The sequence below is a fragment of the Mycobacteroides chelonae genome, assembly GCF_016767715.1.
Classification (GTDB): Bacteria; Actinomycetota; Actinomycetes; order Mycobacteriales; family Mycobacteriaceae; genus Mycobacterium; species Mycobacterium gwanakae.
The window spans coordinates 278,588-297,431 of sequence record NZ_CP050145.1; the positions used below are offsets into that span (position 1 = coordinate 278,588).

An 18,844-nucleotide genomic window follows, 5' to 3' on the forward strand; every position below is an offset into this window, starting at 1 on the left:
TCACGACGGCCGGAGCGCCTGCGGTTCGGGCGCATCTCCAGATCCAGGCGCACACTGGACACATGCCTACTACGACTGACCCGGGCACCCTGCTACTTCAGGTGCTCGACCCGGCCAATCGTGCCAATCCATACCCGGTGTACCGCCAGCTGGTCGAGCAGACGCAGGCCGGCCCGGTGCACCCGCCGGGCATGGACGTGAGCGTGCTGGCGACCTTCGCCGACTGCAACGCCGTGCTGCGCCACCCGCAAGCGTCGTCGGATCGCCGTAAGTCGAAGATCGTCCAGCGCCAGCTCGCACAGAATCCCAACCTGATCGCCAGGCCCTCGTTCTTGGGGCTGGACGCCCCCGATCACACCCGGCTGCGCAAGCTGGCTGCGAAGGCGTTCGCACCCAAGGTGATCAATGCGATGGCCGAAGACGTACAGGCCCTCGTCGATCAGCTTCTGGAAGACATCGCGCGGCGCGGCACCGTCAACCTGGTCACAGATTTCGCCTATCCGCTGCCCGTCGCGGTGATCTGCCGGATGCTGGGGGTACCTATCGAGGACGAGCCCGAATTCGGCAGGGCCTCAGCGCTGCTGGGTCAAGGGCTGGATCCGGTTTTTGCGTTGACTGGTCAGGCACCTGCCAACATGAACGAACGATTCCAGGCGGCCCATTGGATGTGGGACTACTTCGCCAATCTCATCTCGGCCCGCCGTCGCAACCTCGGCGATGATCTGCTGTCGGCCCTGATCCAGGTCGAGGAGGCCGGTGACCAGCTCACCGAGGAAGAGATTATCTCCACCTGCACGCTGCTGCTCATCGCCGGACACGAGACCACCGTCAACCTCATCGCCAACGCGTCGCTCGCTATGCTGCAGACTCCGCAGCAGTGGAAACTGTTGGGACAGAATGCTGATCGCGCGGCTGCGGTCATCGAGGAGACACTGCGCTATGACCCGCCCGTGCATATGGTGGCCCGGGTCGCCGACGGTGATATGACGGTTGGTGGCTTCACCTTCCCCAGCGGTGAGTGGGTGCTGTTGATGCTTGCTGCCGCGCAACGTGATCCGGAGATCGGCCCGGATCTGGACGTCTTCGATCCGGATCGCGCCGAGATCAAACACTTGGCCTTCGGGCACGGACCACATTTCTGCCTGGGCGCTCCGCTTGCGCGGTTGGAGGCCAAGCTGGCGTTGAGCTCGATCACCGCACGGTTCCCCGATGTGCGGTTGACCGGTGAGCCCAGCTACAAGCCGAACGTCACGCTGCGCGGACTGGCCAACCTTCCGGTACGCATCACCTAGTGGGCAACAGACCTGGCTAGACGTTCCTCGACGCGGTCCTGCACCACCGACATCGCCATGCAGACGATCCAGTAGTAAACGCCGGCGGTGACGTAGAGCGTGAAGAACTGGAAGGTGGGGGCCGCGGCAACCTGTGCCGTGCGCATCACGTCGGTCACCAGGATTGCCGATGCCAGCGAGGTGTCCTTCACCAGGGAGATCAGCGTGTTGGACAGTGGGGGCACCGCGACCCGACTGGCCTGCGGAATGACGATGCGCCACAACGTGGTGCGGTAACTCATGCCCAGACTTGAGGCGGCCTCCCATTGCCCGCGGGGGATGCTCAGGATGGACGACCGGATGATCTCGGCGGCGTAGCCGCCCACGTTGAGGCTGAAGGCGATGACCGCGGCGGGAAACGGACTGATCTTCACCCCGAATTCGGGCAGCGCGAAGAAGATCAGAAACAGCTGAAGCAGCAGTGGGGTGCCCCGGATGATCGAGATGTAGATGCGGGCAAGACCGGAGAGCGCCCGACGATCGGACATGCGGGCCAGCGCCACCCCGAGGGCGATGACCAGCCCGATCGTAAAGCTGATGACGGTCAGCGGCAGGGTAACCGTGAGCATGGCGCGAGCCATCGGCCAAAGGTTGTCCAGCACCAGTTGAGTGTTTGATCTGCCCTGTGCAGCTTCGGTTTTGGTTGTCCCGCTGGCATCCGCCTTGAGATACTTCTCGGAGATGCGGGTCAAGGTGCCGTCCGCCGCAAGCTGATCCAGCGCCTTGTTCAACTCGGGCAGTAGACCGCTGTTCTTACGGGCGGCGAACCCCTGCTCGCTGCGTTCACCGGTGCTCCCGGCGATCTTCACCGCGGGGTCACCGGTGCTGGCCAGGTAGGCGTAGACCGCGATGCTGTCGTTGACCACGACATCGACCCGGCCCTGGCTCAACAGCGTGATGGATTGGGTGAAGCCCTCGACCGCCTCGACCCGGGCGCCGGCGTCGCGGGCGATCTGGGACCAGTTGCTCGTGGCATTCTCGGCCGCCACCTTGCCGCGGATATCGGCGAGGCTGTGAATGGTGTTGTCGTTGGCCCTGGTGACAATCACCCCCTCGCCGACCGCATACGGGGTGGACAGGTCGTACTTGGCCCGACGTTCCGGGGTGATGGTCACCTGATTGGCCACCACGTCGAACCGTTCGGCGTCCAACCCGGCGAAGATCGCGTCCCACGGGATCTCGACGAACTCCACGGGTCGGCCAAGTTTCTCGCCGACGGCGCGGGCGACATCCACGTCGTATCCGGTCAGCTCCCCGGTGCGCTCGTCGTGAAAACTGAATGGCGCGTAGACGCCCTCGGTACCCACCCGCAGCGATTCTTGTGCTTGGTCCCCACACCCGGCTACTGCCAGCAGTGTTAGAAGTGCGAGCGCGAGGGCACGAAACACCGCGGGAGGCTAACACAGTTCCGGTGCGGACAGGCTGCTTCGGATCAGCCCGGGTATATCCACGGGTCGTGCGGGATGCGCCGCACATCGAACTGTCCCAGCAGCTCCGCGGCATTGGCGGCCTCGTATCCGAGGGAGTCGCATATCAAATCGAAGGTCCGCCGCGCACCCAGATCGGCAACGGTCACCGCGCCATCGCGTTTGGCCAGCCGCGCGCCCGTGGTGTTCAGAACCAGCGGAACATGGGCGTACGTCGGCACCGGGTAGCCCAGCAACGCACCAAGGTAGGCCTGGCGGGGCGCGGAGGCCAGCAGATCATCGCCGCGCACCACCTGGTCGATGCCCTGCGCGTGATCGTCGATCACCACCGCGACGTTGTAGGCGATCACACCGTCGCCGCGGCGCACCACGAAATCGTCCACCAGGCCGGTGTATTCACCGAGTAGCGCATCCTGCACGGTGAAGGCCGAGTTCTCCGTGCGCAGCCGCAGTGCGGGCGGGCGTTCGGGGCGGGCCGCGCGGTGTTGTGCTCGCTGAGATTCCGACAGGTTTCGGCAGGTGCCCGGGTATGCGCCGGGTGGCGAATGCGGCGCCGTGGGTGCCTGGGCGATATCTTTTCTACTGCAATAACATTCGAACAACCGGCCGCGAGATCGCAGTGTCGCCAACACTGACTCGTAGGCGGTGTTCCGATCCGACTGCCAGACCACGGGTTCATCCCACTCCAGACCGATCGCGGCGAGGTCGGCCAGCTGGCGCCGTGCCACGGTGGAGCTGGTGCGGGTGTCCAGGTCTTCCACCCGCATGAGGAACCTGCGGCCGGTCGAGCGTGCCAGCAGCCATGCCAACAATGCCGTGCGCAGGTTGCCTATGTGCAGGTCACCGGAAGGGCTCGGCGCGAATCGTCCGGCGCCGGTCACACCAGGCCCGGAACAATCTCGTTGAGGCTGAACGCAACTGGCCGTTCGAGCTGTTCATAGGTGCAGGAACGTGGATCGCGATCCGGGCGCCAGCGGTTGAATTGCGCGGTGTGGCGAAACCGCACGCCCTCCATGTGGTCATAGCGGACCTCCACCACCCGTTCGGGGCGCAGCGCGACAAACGAGAGGTCCTTGCCGGCATTCCAGCGTGAGCCGGCGTTCTTCTGCGGAGTGCGTTCACCGGCCTGATGAGCCGCCCAGTTCCAAGGATGATCCTCCAGATCGGTGACGAGTGGTTGCAGCTCCTGGAAGAGCCGCTTGCGTTCGGCCATCGGAAACGCGCCGATCACGCCGACCGAGGCCAGCACACCGTCGTCCTGGTACAGGCCGAGCAGCAGCGATCCGATGGCGTCATCACCGGACTTGTGCACCCGATATCCGGCCACCACGCAATCGGCGGTGCGCTCGGGTTTGATCTTGAACATCACCCGTTTGTCGGGCTGGTACGCGAGGGCCAGTGGTTTCGCGATGAGGCCGTCGGTTCCGGCACCCTCGAACTCCTCGAACCAGCGCTGTGCCGTGACGTGATCGGTGGTGGCGGGGGTGAGATGAATCGAGGTGCCTGACCCGGACAGCGCATCCGTCAGGGCGGCGCGGCGCTCGCTAAACGGTCGTCCGGTGAAGTCCTCGTCACCTAGCGCGAGCAGGTCGAAAGCGATGAATGAGGCGGGCGTCTGCTCGGCCAGCAGCCGCACCCGGGAATCAGCCGGATGAATCCGCTGCTGCAGCGCCTCGAAGTCCAGCCCGGACTCGGTGGCGATCACGATCTCCCCGTCCACAACGCACCGCGGCGGTAGCTCGGCCAGCACGGCCGTCACCAGCTCCGGGAAGTACCGGGTCAGCGGTTTTTCGTTGCGACTGCCCAGCTCCACCTCGTTGCCGTCGCGAAAGACGATCGACCTGAACCCATCCCACTTGGGCTCGTACGACGCGTCGGCCGGGATTTTCGCGACAGGTTTCGCAAGCATTGGCGCGATAGGAGGCATGACGGGCAGGTCCATTCCCATATGATGACGGTAATGCCCACGCCCGCCGAGGAACTGGATGTCGACGGCATCGCCGTCCGGCTGAGCAACCCTGACAAGGTGTACTTCCCTCAGTTGGGGGCTGATGGCGGCACCAAGCGACATCTCGCCGAGTACTACCGCACCGTCGCGCTCGGCCCGATGATGAACGCGGTGCGGGAGCGTCCCACGCATCTGCAGCGCTTCCCCGACGGCATCGACGGCGAGGAGATCTACCAAAAGCGCTTGCCCAAGCACTATCCCGACTACCTGGACAGCTGCGAGGTGACGTTTCCGTCCGGCCGCACTGCCGAGGTCCTGCGGGTGACCACGCCCGCCGCGATCGTGTGGGCGGCGCAGATGGGCACGGTGACGTTGCATCCGTGGCAGGTGCGATATCCCGATCTGGACCACCCGGACGAGCTGCGTATCGATTTGGACCCGCAGCCGGGTACCGGATTCGACGAAGCCAAATCGGTGGCGCTCGATGTGCTGCGTCCACTACTGGATGAGCTGGGGTTTGTCGCCTATCCGAAAACTTCCGGCGGTCGCGGCATCCACATTTATCTGCGCATCGAGACCCGCTGGGATTTCATCGAGGTGCGCCGTGCCGGTATCGCGCTGGCTCGCGAGGTGGAACGGCGCGCACCCCGGCAAGTGACAACCTCGTGGTGGAAGGAAGAACGCGGCGAGCGCATCTTCATCGACTTCAATCAGAACGCGCGTGATCGCACCATGGCATCGGCCTACTCGGTGCGGCGCACGCCGATCGCCACCGTTTCCACGCCGTTGACGTGGGAAGAACTCGCCGACGCCGAGCCCGACGACTTCACCATCGCGACCGTGCCCGACCTGCTCCGGAAACGTCCGGACCCCATGGCCGATATGGATGATGCGCCGCAGTCGATCGAGCCGCTGCTTGAGATGGTAGAACGGGACGAGGCAAACGGACTGGGCGATATGCCCTACCCGCCGAACTACCCGAAGATGCCGGGAGAACCGAAACGCGTTCAGCCGTCCCGGGATACCGATAGGAAGCAGTAGTGACGGTCCGCAGGATGTCGTGGCGGGCGGCTGGCTTATGGCTGGCGGTCGGCGTTATGGCGGTGCTGCTCCAGCATTGGCTCATACCGCTGAACGCCCCGAACAGCTTCGGACTGTTCAGCAATGGTGGCGATCTGATGACCTACCGGTTCGGGGGTCTGCGGGTTCTGCACGGTGAGCCGCTGTACGCCACAGAGATTCCCGATGCCGGATGGTTCACGTACACGCCGTTCGCAGGATTACTCTTCGCCCCTCTGGGTTTCGTGCCGTTGGGGACGGCGAAGGTTATCTGGTTCCTGGTGAATCTGGGGGCGCTGTTCGCCATCATCTGGCGGTGCTGGCGGGTTCTTGGATTCTCGGCCGATGGACCGTTGGCTGTCGCGTGTGTGGGAATGAACTTGGTGGCCTGGGATATTCAGCCAGTGCATGGAACCCTGTGGCAGGGGCAGGTCAATCTCGTGCTGGCCGCGCTCATCATCTGGGATCTCACGAGGCCAGCGGATGCGCGCTGGCGCGGTTGGTCGGTGGGTGTGGCCTCGGGCGTCAAACTCACGGCCATCATTTTCGTTCCCTACCTGCTGATCTCCCGGCAGTGGAGGGCGGCGGTGACGGCCATGGTCACGGCCGTGGGCACGGTGGTACTGGGATGGATTGTGCTGCCTTCGGATTCGTCCGACTACTGGCTGGGTGCGGTGCGTACCACCGGCCACATCGGTTCCCTGGATCATCCTGCCAATGCATCGATAGGTGGTGCACTATCGAATATCTATGCACCGCAATCGATGCCGACGTGGTTGTGGGTGCTGCTCGCGGGCGGAGCCGCGCTGCTGGGAATGGCCGCCGCCCGCAGAGCGCACGGAGACGGGCGGGAGCTGCTGGCCGTCACGGTGGTCGGCATGGTCGGGTGCGTGGTCTCTCCATTGGCATGGGGTCATCACTGGGTGTGGACGGTGCCGTTGATGGTGTTGTTGGTCAACCAGATCCTGATCGCTCATGGTGCCCAGCGGTGGCGGTGGACGGCGGTGACGGTTGTGATCGCGGCGATCGTGTCCATGTGGTGGTATCTGGTGCTGTACGTCCGCGCGATGCGGATAAACCCCGATTTCGAGTCGTATATCACCGCGTGGGACGCCGTGATCGCACAGATGTCGCGTGGTGAAAGAGTTTTCGACTCGGCCTTCTTTCCGTTGCTGTTCCTTGCGGTGGCCATTTGGATACTGGCAACGCGATCTCGTCCTGCCGGTACCGTGCAGTAATGAAACGTTGGGCGGTGGCCTGTGCCGTGGCGCTTTTCGCGGTGAGCGGCTGCTCGGCCTGGGATGAGCCCAAATCCACCCAAACCTCCTATACGCCACAAAAGACCGGAGCGTCGCCGATCCGCTACGACTCCGAACCCTTGGAGCAGCGTTTCCCGAAATTGCCGCAGCCGGTGACCGGTGAGTGGGTCCAGGGCTTCTTCGGCGACGAGCCCCTGCCCGGTCCGAACACCACGTATTGGGTGGACGCCATCATCGAAATGCCACCCCAGCAGTTGGCCGCGTACGTGGCACCCTTCCGCTCCAGCATGGTCCTGGCCACCAGGCCACGTCTGTGGAAGACACTCGATGCGGGTGTGCCGTCCTCCGCGCAGTTCGAACGCAGCGACGAGCTTGATCGAATGTTGTCCACCAACACCGCGAAGGGCGGATGGGAGGTCAAAGCGTTCGCGCCTAAGGACGGTTCGGTGCTCGTCTTGTCCGCCCAGGGGAAGGACGCGATCTAGGACCTGCGGGTGCGACGGTTCCGTAGGCCGCGTGCCGGTTCGAGCGCTTCCTCGTCCTCGATGTCCGGGGTGGCTTCGGTGTCCTCGGTGGTCTCGGTGTCCTGAGCGGCAGCCTCGACTGCCGCGTCAACCGCAGACTCGTCGGCAGGGGGTTCGTCGGCCTTCGCGGTCTCGTCCGTGTCCAGTGTGGGCTCGGTGACCTCGGTGGGCTTCTTCTTGGCCGGACGGGGCTTGCGTTCCTTTTCCGGGCTTTCGGCCACGAATGCCAGGTGATAGGCCGCGAAGGCCAGGATTCCGATCGCCCCGGCCGCGCCGTACGCCCCGAACTCCCAGATGCCGAACCGATCCAGGCTCAACCAGATCTCGGCGGTCGCCGTACCGATGATCAGCGCACCGGCCAGGAAATGGCCGATGAAGGCCGCCGCCCGCAGCGTGAGCGCGAGCTGCGGTGTCGCGAACTCAGGCCGGCGGGTCTGTCGCCACCGGATCAGGGCGGGGACACCGGCGGCCGCCAGCAGTACCCCGGAGACGATGCGCAGCGCGGTACCTAAGGCGTGGCTGGTGGTCCCGTTCAGTTCGGGCCAGCGGGGCAGCACGAAAAAGAAAAAAAGCAGTCCCGCGATCAAGGAGAGAGCGGCATGGCTGCTGGTCAGAACGATGGTCGCCGTCCGGCGTCCGGCAGCCATTGCCCTCCTTGATGCGGTCCTGCAGTGGCGGAGGATAGGGGATTTGAACCCCTGAGGGCTATTAACCCAACCCGCGTTCCAGGCGAGCGCCATAGGCCACTAGGCGAATCCTCCGTCGGTCATGGTAGCGGACTGCGCTGGATGCCTATGTCCACCGTCGTCTTGACCGGCCCAGATGCATTCCGTCGTGAGCTCGCGACGAGCACTGCTCCGCCGATCAGCGCCGCCACCAGCACCCCGAGCAGGGGCCGGAATCCGAGGGCATGGGCGAGGTAGGGCGCGGCGCTTGCACCGAGAAAAACGGTGAAGCCGTACAGGGCGGTACCGGCACCGCGCCGGGGCGCCGCCCGATCGCCGAACATGGTGACCATCGCCGTCGATGCGATGGCAATACCGGCGACGAAGATATTGCTGCCCACGATGATGACGGGAACGGAGCCCGCGCCCAGGGCCTCCACCGCAAGCCCGACAGCGGCCAGCGAGTACCCGACCAACGCACCGGTTTCGGTACCGACCTTGCCCACCCAGGAGCCGACGAACGGGGCGACCAGCATCCCGGGAATGCCTGCCAGCCGAATGGTGGTGCCCGTGGACTCAGGCAAGTGCAACGCATCCACCAACTGGGTCGCCAGGCTCGTGTACATCGCCACGAACGACAACATCAGCACGAACACCGCGGCCAGCGGAACTGCGATGTCTCGGCGGGTGAGTAGACGGGCTTGCGCGGCGAAACCGGACACCACCCGTGCCGAGGGATCGCCGCCGCGCTGCTCCCGCATGACGAATGCCAGCGGTAGGACATTCAGCGCGAGTCCGGCCGCACTGACCCAGAACACCCATTGCCAGCCCCTCGCGTGGGTGATGAGGGAGGCCATCACCTGCCCGAGCACGCCGGCCATCAGATACGCGGTGGATACCGCACCGATCGCGGTGGTTGCCGTCCGGCGGGGCAGCGCCTCTCCGAGATAGCTCAAGGCGGACGGAGAGAACGCACCACCGGCGAAACCCTGCAGCACACGGATCAATCCGAGCAACGCCGGTGTGGGAGCCCACGGCACCAGAAGGGTAAGCAAGGCCATCACCGATACCCCGGCGATCAGCACACGTCGGCGTCCGAATCGATCGGTGACGGGACCGAACAGCAAGAATCCGGCCGCGTATCCGAAGAGTGCAGAGGAGAGGGTGGGCGTCATGTTGTGTCCGCCGTAGGACTCCGATACGGCATCGTGGATCGGAATCCACACGTAGAGCTGCATGGTGACCTGTAGCGCGCACAGCACGATCAGGACAACCCGCGTCATTTCTGCACTATTTGTCGGGCGGGGGTTCACCGGCAACCACCATGGGCAATGTCCGTCACCTCCAAGATTCGGCGATTCCCAGCAATTCTCCAGAATGCGCGGAATCTTCTTACAGGAAGGGCACCGACAATCATGGCGTGCCGCCGTCGGGGACATGGGTACTGGCCGCGTTGCCTGATTACGCGCGCAACAATCCGCTGTACGCGGGCCCCTCCCTGATCCACGGCTGGCTCCCGGTGGCGATTCAGGTCGTGGCGGCGCTGGCCCTGGTGGTTGGGCTCTATCGCCGACCGCGCAGCTGGCTGCGGGTGTGGGGGCCGGGCGCCGCGGTATGTGGTGCGGGCGCAGGCGCACTGGCGTATTGGTACATCACCTCTCAGGGGATGGCGGACAACCCGCCGCCGCTCATGTTGTGGATCTGGATCGGTTTTGCCGCAGTGGCTTTGGTTATCGCGATTGTCGGTTGGGTGGGCGCGCGGTGGCTGCGCCGAGGCGTGATGGTGCTGGCCGCCCCACTGTGCCTGCTGGCCGCGTTGACCGTGCTGAATCAGTGGATCGACTACTACGACACGCTGCGTCTGGCGTGGGCCGCGGTGACCGCAGGTCCGCTGCCCGGTGAGACCGATATGGCTGCGGTGCAGGATCTGAAAGGCAAGGGGCCCACGGCAACCGGGCAGGTGGTTCCGGTCGACATCCCGGCGGATGTTGCGGGCTTCCAACACCGAACCGAGTACGTCTATCTGCCGCCAGCCTGGTTCGCGAGTCCCGCGCCGCCGAAGCTTCCCGCGGTGGTCATGATTTCCGGAGCGTGGTCGACACCGGCCGACTGGGTCCGTCAGGGAAACGCCGCAGGAGCCATGGACCGTTTCGCGCAGTCTCATGACGGAGTCAGCCCGGTACTGGTCTTCGTCGATACCGGTGGAACCTTCAACAACGACACCGAATGCGTGGACGGTCCTCGTGGAAACGTGGCCGCTCACGTCACCAAAGAAGTTATCCCATATGTGAATTCCGAATTCGAGACGAGTCCAAATCCCGAGAACTGGGGCGTCGCCGGGTGGTCGATGGGCGGCACGTGCGCGGCCGATCTGGTCATCACCCACCCGGAGCTGTTTCACTCCTTCATCGATATGGCCGGTGACCTCACTCCGAATGCGGGGACCAAGGAGCAGACCGTGAAGCGGCTCTACGGCGGCGACGAAAGGCAATGGGCACTGTTCGACACGCTCACGGCCCTACACAGTCACCGTCGATACCAGGACGTGGCGGGGTGGCTGGACGTCTCGACAACCGCGAAGATCAGGGCGGGGCAGGAGCAGCTCACCGGCCCGATCGCGGCTGCCCGGCTGTGCGACGCGGCGGTGCCCGTGGGGATCGACTGCGCGGTGGTGAGGCGCACCGGCAACCACGATTGGGCATATGCGCAGGAGGCATTTGCCCAGGCGTTTCCATGGATCGCCGGTAGGCTAGGAACTCCCGGGGTACCACGTGCCCCGTTGCCCGTGCCCAATGCGTGAATGGCAAGCATTGGCAACGTAATCCGTCACATTGTGGGTGCGCCAGACATACCGCAAGATGTGTGCATGCGCGCCGCCTACATCGAGCAGCGGGGACCCGCCGAGAACATCCGGTACGGCACGCTTCCCGAACCCGACATCTCGCCCGATGAAGTGCTCGTCAAGGTCGACGCGGTGGCGGTCAACCCGGTAGATACCTTTGTGCGTTCAGGCTCGTACCCCACCGTGATTCCACTGCCGTTTGTGGTGGGACGCGACTTGGTGGGCACGGTCGCGCAGCCGTCTGGGGGCTTTCGGGCCGGCGACCGGGTGTGGTGCACAAGTCTCGGGTACGACGGACGGCAAGGGGCCACAGCGGAATTCGCCGCAGTCCCGGTGGACAGGTTGTACGAGTTGCCCGCCGAGGTAGATCCGGTGACGGCCGTCGCGGTGGCACACCCCGCCTCTACCGCCTACCTCGCGACCGTCGAGTACGGCGAGATCAAGGCAGGCGAGACGGTGCTGATCGTCGGCGCCGGCGGGAACGTGGGGTCGGCTGCCGTTGCCCTAGCGGCGCGATCCGGCGCGACGGTGATCGCGGTGTCATCGGCGCGGAGCCGGGACAGATGTCTGCAACTCGGCGCTCACGAGGTGCACGACTACGCCGCCGATTGGGTACCGCTGGTCAGCAAGACACATCATGGTGCCATCGACATCTACCTCGACACCTCGGGTGTCAACGATGTCGTCGCGGCGGTGGATCTGCTTGCACCGCACGGCCGAATCGTCCTGATATCGGGTGACGGAACTCCGGAGACACAGCGGCCTGTCCCACTTGGGCCGCTGTACCGCAAGAGCGGGTCCATTCGCGGGTTTGTCATGTCCAGGGCCTCGACCCGCCAACTCGCCGCCGCGGCCCAGCGCATGGCGGTCCTACTCGCCGAAGGCGAGCTTGTTCCGAATGTCGTTGATTTGATGCAGTTTTCGGAAGCCGCGAGGGCCCATCGGCGTATCGAGACCGAAGTCATGGGCGGCACCCGTCTCGTTCTGCTTCCCGGCTGATTCCCGGCCACGACCAGGCGTTTGCGTCGATCCGGCTGGTGGACTTGACGGACCCGAAAACCAACTTGACGGACCTTTCGCGGATACGTCGCTGCCCCCTACCGCCGGTGCCAGCCTTTGATGCGTGAGCCTCTTCGAAATCGAAACCAGCGCCTTCTGCACCGCTTCCCCCAACGAGCTGTATGCATTGGTCAGCGACCTCCCCGAGAGCGGTCGCTGGAGCCCTGAATGCATTGGTGGACAATGGATATCAGGCGAGCCGGGCCAGGTTGGCGCCCGCTTCCGTGGAAACAACAACCGTGCGACCGACGTCGTCGCCTGGGCGCCCGTGGTGCGCGGCGGTTGGCAGACCGAAAGCGAGATTGTGGCGGCCGAAGCGCCGAAGCAATTCAGCTGGTCGATCCTGAACCGTTCCGGTGAACTGCAGGAGAGCGTCTGGAGCTACTTCGTCGACGCTGCCGAGGGCGGATCGATCCTGCGGCACCACTACCGCATGGGCAGCCCCACCGAGGGCATCACCGAAATCATGTCGCACCTCGACGAGGAGGGCAAGGAACGCTTTGTCCGCGAATGGGGCGACAAGCTCCGTACCGATATGCAGGCCACCGTGGACGCCATCTCGCGTATCACCGAGGAAGCCAGTGTTACCCAGAAAGCCGGAGTATCCCAATGATTCTGCAGCGCATCGGAAACCGCGGTATCAAGCTCGGTACGCTCTTCGAGCGCGCGGCACGTAAGCATCCCTCCAACACGCTGACCCTGGACCATCGACCTTCGCTGGCCCCGCAACTGGAAGGCACGTCGACCATCACTCAGGTGGCGGCGGCCGTTGATGACATCGGCCGGCGGCTGCGTGCCGCCGGTGTCGCGCCGGGAGACAAGCTGGTTATCCATAAGTCCGACGGTTTCGACATCACGCTGGCAGCCTGTGCCGCGGCACGTATCGGTGCGGTGCCGGTTCTGTTGTCCCCCAAACTCGATGGCCCGACGGTAGCGACCCTCATTGGCCGCGTCGGCAATCCCACCCTGCTGACCGATGCCGCCAAACTGGATGGCGACTTGGCGGGGCAGCCCATCGCCGAGCTCACCTCGCGCGTGCTGCTCTCCGAAGGCGAGCATCCTCAGGCTGTGACGCTCTCGGGAATTACACCCGCCGCGGCCGCGCCCGCCGTCGTACCCAGCCCGCATGATCCAGCACTCATCACCCACACCTCCGGGACCACCGGGGTGCCTAAGCTTGCCGTGCACACCAACTTCACCTTCGAGGCGCGGTATCGGCCGCAAGCCGCCGTAGCCGCACTGGTGCGCCGCCGCGAACCCCTGGTCATCCACGTTTCCTTCGTACATTCGCGCCTGGTGACCGCGCTGGCCATCGCGATTCTGCGTGGTTTCCCCGTGGTGGTGCTCGTCGACGACGAACCCGAGCACGCCGCCGAGATCTTCCTGCGGGTGAAGCCGGGAATTCTTGAAGCCCATCCGAACACATTCATCAACTGGGAAGTGCTGGCGGACGATCCGCGGCGCCCGCTGGCCTCGGTCAAGTACTTCAGCAGCACCTTCGATGCCATTCACCCGCGCACCGTGCGTACCCTGCTGGCGGCCACGCAGCGCCGGCGCCCGCTCTTCGGGCAGCTCTACGGTCAAAGCGAGGTGGGGCCGATCGTCGCACGTGGCTTCAGCCGCCTACGCTCTGCCGATTCCGATGGACGGTGCGTTGGCTATCCGTTCCCGGGCATGACCGATGTGCGGATCGTGTCGCGCAATGGGCAGCCGCCGTCGGCGGAGAATCCGGGCTACATCGAGGTGCGCACCGACGGGCGAATCCGTACGTACCTCGGCGAGCAAGATCGTTACGACAAGCAGCTCGACGACGGTTGGTGGCGGATGGGCGATGTCGGCTACCGCACCCGTTGGGGCTGCATCCATCTACTGGACCGCGAGGTAGACCTCATCGACGGATTCGGCAGCACCCTGGCCGCCGAGGATCGCCTGTTCCTGGCGGTGGATGAGCTCAGCGAGGTGATCATCGTGGCCGGCCCGGGCGGGCTCGCACAACCGGTCGTGTGCACGAAAAATGATGTGCCGCTGAATCTGAACGCGTGGAATGCGGCGGCAGCACAATTGCCGCCGATGGCTCCGCCGTTGCATCTGCGTCTGGATGAGCTGCCACAGACAGCGACTACCAAGATCAAGAGACTGGAATTGTCGGCGCGGATCGGTGCGGGGGCCATCTGATGTCGCGGCTCATTGTGGTCGGCGGCGGTATCGGTGGCCTTGCCATCGCGTTGAGTGCCGCAGCCTCCGGTAACGACGTGGTCGTGTTGGAGCGGGCACGCGAGTTCGCCGAGATCGGCGCTGGTATCCAGCTTGCACCCAATGGATTACATGCTCTCGGCCTGCTCGGTGTGGGTGAGAAAATTGAGCGGATCGGCGTTCAGGTTGATTCGTTGAGACTCTTCGACGCCACCGTCGACCGGTTGATCAACGCCATGAGCCTGGGCGCGGATTATCAGCATCGGTTCGACAGCCCCTACCTGGTGGTGCACCGCGCGGAGCTGCACCGCATCCTGGTGGACGCGTGTGCCTCGGACCCGCGTATCGAACTACGTAGCCGTAGTGAGGTATTCGGATACCAACAGGATTCCGGCGGAGTGCGCGCGCTGCTCGCCGACGGCAGCAGCGTGGACGGCGACGGTCTCATCGGCGCCGACGGCATCAATTCGTCGATCCGGCGGGCACTGCTCGACGACGGTGAACCACGAGTCGCCGGTATCACGGTGTACCGCACCACGGTGCCCATCGATCAGGTGGACGAGAGCCTGCAATCCAACTCGGTCACCTGGTGGACCGGGCCCGGATGCCACCTGGTGACCTATCCCATCGCGGGCGGCTCACTGCTGAATCTGGCGGCAAGCCGTACCGATGGCGTCACACAAGCGTTTTCAGGCGTCGAGGTCAGTGAGGCGCGAGTATTGCGGGAGCTGGCGCCGTTGCGTGGAACGGTCCGCAGTCTGCTCGAACTGGGACGGGAGTGGAGATCCTGGTCGCTCGTGGACCGCGACCCGGTGCGGCAGTGGTCCGATGGCCGCGTCGTGTTGCTGGGCGATGCGGCGCATCCGATGCTGCACTACGCGGCGCAGGGTGCCAGTCAGGCGCTCGAGGACGCGGTGGTTCTCGGCGCGCTCATCGGCGCTGACCCGGACAGGCTGCCCGGCAGATTCACCAGGTACGTCGAGGCGCGGCGTGACCGCACCGCCGATGTGACACTCGCGGCACGGGACAGTATCGGCATTTGGCATGCGGCGGGCGACGCCGCTATCGAACGTAACGAGAAATTGGGTGCCATGCGTGATTCCGATCTGCATGACGAGTTGGCCTGGATGCATGGTGACACCGATTTTGGGCTGGTGGCAGTCACCTCGGCGGTAGGGGCGCGATAAATGTCGGACCAACAGATATGCATCATCGGTGCGGGGCCGCGCGGTCTGGCGGTGCTGGAGCGTCTGTGCGCCAACGAGCGTCAAGCGCCCAGCGCGGACCAAATCGTCGTGCACGTTGTCGATCCCTATTCGCCGGGCGCCGGATCTGTCTGGCGTACCGATCAATCCTGGCATCTGTTGATGAACACCGTGGCATCGCAGATCACCGTGTTCACCGACGACAGCGTCGCCATCGAAGGGCCCATCGAACCGGGGCCGACGCTTTATGAGTGGGCACAAAGCCTTGCCCTGCTGGGTGATCCGTCGCGTAGCGGTGAGAAGGCCATCGCGGAGGCACGCACGCTGCGATCCAACTCCTATCCCACGCGTGCCCTCTACGGTCATTACCTCAGTGACAGTTTCGCGCGTGTCGTCGGGTGGGCGCCCGAGCACATGACGGTGCGAGTCCATCGATCCCGTGCGGTGGCGTTGGCCGACACCCACGGTGATATCGATGGGCCGCAGGGGGTTCGGCTGGAGAATGGCACCAGGTTGCATGACCTCAGTGCCGTTATTCTCGCTGTCGGTCACGTGCCCGCCGGTCTGCGTCCTGGCGAGGCTCGAGCTGCTTCCCTCGCCCGTATTCATGGGCTGACGTACGTCACACCGGCGAACCCGGCCGATATCGATCTGTCCACCATCAAAGCCGGTGAGCCCGTGGCGGTTCGGGGTTTGGGGCTGAACTTCTTCGACTACATGGCACTGCTGACGGTGGGTCGGGGCGGAAAGTTTTTCCGGGACAACGGCGATGACGGAGGCCGGCTCGTATACCGCCCGTCGGGGCAGGAACCCATTCTGTATGCCAGCTCGCGCCGCGGGATCCCGTATCACGCACGGGGTGAGAATCAGAAGGGATCTTCAGGTCGTTACTTTCCGCGGTTGCTCACGGTGGAACGCATCGCCCAGCTCCGCGAGAACCTCGGCGGTCTTCTGCAGTTCCGCCGCGACCTGTGGCCGCTCATCGCGCGAGAGGTGGAATGTGTCTACTACGAAGGGCATCTGACGCAGCGTGGGCTGTCGGTGCAAGCCTTCTCCGAGCGGTACCTGCACGCTGACGAGAGCGAACTGCACGCGATCTTGTCCGAGCATGACCTGCTCGAGATCGCCTGGGAATGGGACGACCTCGACCGACCTTGGGGTAAGCGCACATTCAGCGGCCCGGACGAATTCACCGCGTGGATTCTCGAGCACCTGCGTGCCGATGTGGTGATGGCGCGCGAGGGCAATGTCGACGGTCCGGTGAAGGCCGCACTGGATGTATTGCGGGACCTGCGCAACGAGATCCGGCTCGCGGTGGACCACGGTGGGCTCGACGGTAAGTCGTACCGGGATGAGTTGGAGAGCTGGTACACCCCGTTGAATGCCTTTCTGTCCATCGGTCCTCCGGCCCAGCGGATCGAAGAGATCATCGCGCTGGTGGAGGCCGGGGTCATGCATCTGGTGGGACCACAGATGCAGGTGCGCTTCGACACTCACGATCCGGCCGTGGTCATCGAGTCACCCCTGGTGCCGGGCTCGGCCGTCAGGACCCGCAGTCTCATCGAGGCGCGATTGCATGAGCCGGATCTGCGCCGGAGCAGTGATCCGCTGCTGATCTTCCTGCAGGAGACCGGTCAATGCCGCCCTTACGAGATTCCCACCGATGATCACAAGGCCTACCAAACCAAGGGATTGGCGGTGACCGAGCGTCCGTACCGCTTGATCGGTGCCGACGGCAGAGTTCATCCGCGCCGGTTCGCCTACGGAGTTCCCACCGAGTCGGTGCACTGGGTCACCGCGGCGGGTATCAGGCCGGGTGTGGATTCGGTGACCCTGGGCGACGCCGATGCCATTGCGCGCGCCGCCTTGGCCAGCGCACCCAGCCCGGTCGCGGATGTGGGTGATCACGGGGTGTTGGTGTGAGCGGTTTCCTGGAGACCGGATTGCTCTCACCTGTCAGCGCCGGCACTGTCGCCGAGGCTGAGCTGACCGATGCCGCGTGGCTGCAGGCGATGCTCGACGCGGAGGCCGCGCTGGCTGCCGCGCAGGCCGATATCGGAGTCCTGCCCAGGGGGGCCGCGGATGTCATCGCCAAGGCCGTGGCCACCCACGATATCGACGTCCGCGCCGTGGCACTGTCCGCGCGGGAGACCGCTAATCCCGTTGTGGGTCTGATCAAAGAACTGACCCGAGTGGTGGGTGAGATCGATCCGAGCGCGGCCGATTACGTGCACCGCGGGTCGACCAGTCAGGACATCCTCGATACCGGCGCCATGATCCTGACCAAGCGCGTACTGGCACTTGTCGCCACGGACCTGGGTTATGTGGCCGAGGCACTCGCCGTCCTGGCGATCGAGCACAGGAATACCGTCATGGCCGCTCGCACACTGGCGGTGCAGGCGGTGCCGACGACGTTCGGGCTCAAGGCGTCTGGTTGGCGGGAGCTCATTCTCGAGGCACGTATACGTGTGCTCGCGGTGGCAGCCGCGCTTCCGGTATCGCTCGGGGGCGCGGCGGGCACCCTGGCGGGGTACCTCGAGTACGCCGGACCGCAGGGCGCCGAACCCGGGGCGTTCGTCGAGAAACTGAACGCCGCCTTCGCAACCCGGACCGGACTGGCCCCGTCCGGGTTGCCCTGGCACGCGTTGCGTACCCCGATAGCCGATATCGGTAGCACCACGGCGTTTGTGGCGGGTGCCCTCGGCAAGTTCGCCATCGACGTTCTGACGCTGAGCCGCACCGAGATCGCCGAAATCGCCGAGCCCGCACCACCAGGGCGCGGTGTTTCCTCGGCCATGCCGCATAAGCGAAACCCGGTGTTGGCCACGATGATCAGATCGGCCGCACTACAGGTTCCGGCGCTGAGCACCATTCTCACGAACTCGTTACTCAGTGAGGACGAACGGTCCGCGGGAGGATGGCATGCGGAATGGTTGGCTTTGCGCGAATGTCTGCGTCTCACCGGAGGCGCGGCACAGACGGCCGTCGACCTGAGCCGCGGACTGCAGGTGCGTGCGCAGCGCATGTCAGACAACCTTGCGTTGCTCGGTGGGCAGCCCTCGGCCGAGCGGCTTTCGGCGGCACTGTCCCCGCGACTGGGGAAGGGTGCTGCGAAGGCCGCCGTCTCCGCCGTCGTCGACGCGGCGGTGGGGCGCGGCGTGAGTTTGCGCGAGGTGGCTGTTGCCCAGCCCGAGATCACCGCGTGGTTGAGCGAGACCGAGATCGATGAACTATTGGACCCGGTCACCTATGTCGGAGCTGCAGGTCAGTTGGTTGAGGGGGTCATCGAGCGCTAATTCCGAGGGAGCCACCTGCGGGAATTTTCCCTCACG

General features: G+C 64.8%; 16 protein-coding genes and 1 tRNA gene. 11 read left to right on the plus strand and 6 right to left on the minus strand.

Annotated features, from left to right (window positions below; translation table 11 throughout):
- Positions 1-62: 62 nt before the first annotated feature.
- The gene (locus HBA99_RS01375; protein WP_070951669.1) at positions 63-1,292 is read left to right on the plus strand and encodes a cytochrome P450; all 1,230 of its coding nucleotides are present in this window, start codon (positions 63-65) and stop codon (positions 1,290-1,292) included.
- Here the strand turns inward: HBA99_RS01375 and HBA99_RS01380 are convergent.
- From HBA99_RS01380 to HBA99_RS01390, 3 genes are read right to left on the minus strand one after another with little or no spacing between them, the layout of a single operon-like run.
- The gene (locus HBA99_RS01380; protein WP_081343006.1) at positions 1,289-2,719 is read right to left on the minus strand and encodes an ABC transporter permease subunit; all 1,431 of its coding nucleotides are present in this window, start codon (positions 2,717-2,719) and stop codon (positions 1,289-1,291) included. The genes HBA99_RS01375 and HBA99_RS01380 overlap by 4 nt on opposite strands.
- Positions 2,720-2,763: 44 nt before the next feature.
- Entirely contained in the window at positions 2,764-3,639 is an 876-nt protein-coding gene (gene gluQRS, locus HBA99_RS01385) for a tRNA glutamyl-Q(34) synthetase GluQRS (protein ID WP_070923281.1), read from the minus strand.
- Complete coding sequence (locus tag HBA99_RS01390; protein WP_070928310.1) at positions 3,636-4,700, minus strand: ATP-dependent DNA ligase; 1,065 nt, start codon at positions 4,698-4,700, stop codon at positions 3,636-3,638. Before HBA99_RS01390 ends, gluQRS begins: the two co-directional genes overlap by 4 nt.
- 18 nt (positions 4,701-4,718) lie before the next feature.
- Here HBA99_RS01390 and ligD point away from each other — a divergent pair, with 18 nt between their 5' ends.
- Genes ligD through HBA99_RS01405 form a run of 3 tightly spaced genes read left to right on the plus strand, consistent with a single transcriptional unit; the run spans position 4,719 to position 7,509 of the window.
- On the plus strand, positions 4,719-5,747 hold the full coding sequence (ligD, locus tag HBA99_RS01395; protein ID WP_030096040.1) for a non-homologous end-joining DNA ligase: 1,029 nt from the start codon (positions 4,719-4,721) through the stop codon (positions 5,745-5,747).
- Positions 5,747-7,003: a glycosyltransferase 87 family protein gene (locus HBA99_RS01400; RefSeq protein ID WP_070951668.1), complete on the plus strand. Its 1,257-nt coding sequence runs from the start codon at positions 5,747-5,749 to the stop codon at positions 7,001-7,003. The genes ligD and HBA99_RS01400 overlap by 1 nt, the downstream gene beginning before the upstream one ends.
- Entirely contained in the window at positions 7,003-7,509 is a 507-nt protein-coding gene (locus HBA99_RS01405; protein ID WP_030096038.1) for a hypothetical protein, read from the plus strand. The genes HBA99_RS01400 and HBA99_RS01405 overlap by 1 nt, the downstream gene beginning before the upstream one ends.
- Here the strand turns inward: HBA99_RS01405 and lucA are convergent.
- The 3 genes from lucA to HBA99_RS01420 all read right to left on the minus strand — a co-directional run bounded on the left by lucA (position 7,506) and on the right by HBA99_RS01420 (position 9,496).
- A complete protein-coding gene (gene lucA, locus HBA99_RS01410) occupies positions 7,506-8,195 on the minus strand; it encodes a lipid uptake coordinator LucA (RefSeq protein WP_030096037.1) in 690 nt (229 codons plus the stop codon). The two genes, HBA99_RS01405 and lucA, sit on opposite strands and share 4 nt — an antisense overlap.
- A 25-nt stretch (positions 8,196-8,220) precedes the next feature.
- A tRNA-Ser gene (locus HBA99_RS01415) sits at positions 8,221-8,309 on the minus strand.
- 5 nt (positions 8,310-8,314) lie between these two features.
- Positions 8,315-9,496, minus strand: a complete 1,182-nt coding sequence (locus HBA99_RS01420; protein WP_070950296.1) for an MFS transporter — start codon at positions 9,494-9,496, stop codon at positions 8,315-8,317.
- A gap of 137 nt (positions 9,497-9,633) precedes the next feature.
- On the opposite strand from HBA99_RS01420, the gene HBA99_RS01425 reads away from it, so the two are divergent.
- The 7 genes from HBA99_RS01425 to HBA99_RS01455 all read left to right on the plus strand — a co-directional run bounded on the left by HBA99_RS01425 (position 9,634) and on the right by HBA99_RS01455 (position 18,808).
- On the plus strand, positions 9,634-11,013 hold the full coding sequence (locus HBA99_RS01425; protein ID WP_234798059.1) for an alpha/beta hydrolase: 1,380 nt from the start codon (positions 9,634-9,636) through the stop codon (positions 11,011-11,013).
- A 66-nt stretch (positions 11,014-11,079) separates the two neighbouring features.
- Positions 11,080-12,054, plus strand: coding sequence for an NADPH:quinone reductase (locus HBA99_RS01430; RefSeq protein WP_030096034.1), 975 nt, complete (start codon positions 11,080-11,082; stop codon positions 12,052-12,054).
- 124 nt (positions 12,055-12,178) lie between these two features.
- Positions 12,179-12,727: an SRPBCC family protein gene (locus HBA99_RS01435; RefSeq protein ID WP_070923283.1), complete on the plus strand. Its 549-nt coding sequence runs from the start codon at positions 12,179-12,181 to the stop codon at positions 12,725-12,727.
- Positions 12,724-14,289: an AMP-binding protein gene (locus tag HBA99_RS01440; protein WP_030096032.1), complete on the plus strand. Its 1,566-nt coding sequence runs from the start codon at positions 12,724-12,726 to the stop codon at positions 14,287-14,289. Before HBA99_RS01435 ends, HBA99_RS01440 begins: the two co-directional genes overlap by 4 nt.
- On the plus strand, positions 14,289-15,494 hold the full coding sequence (locus HBA99_RS01445) for an FAD-dependent monooxygenase (protein WP_070951667.1): 1,206 nt from the start codon (positions 14,289-14,291) through the stop codon (positions 15,492-15,494). The genes HBA99_RS01440 and HBA99_RS01445 overlap by 1 nt, the downstream gene beginning before the upstream one ends.
- Positions 15,495-17,435, plus strand: coding sequence for an FAD/NAD(P)-binding protein (locus HBA99_RS01450; RefSeq protein ID WP_070951666.1), 1,941 nt, complete (start codon positions 15,495-15,497; stop codon positions 17,433-17,435).
- A complete protein-coding gene (locus tag HBA99_RS01455) occupies positions 17,432-18,808 on the plus strand; it encodes a nitrosuccinate lyase (protein ID WP_070951665.1) in 1,377 nt (458 codons plus the stop codon). Before HBA99_RS01450 ends, HBA99_RS01455 begins: the two co-directional genes overlap by 4 nt.
- Positions 18,809-18,844 lie beyond the last annotated feature (36 nt).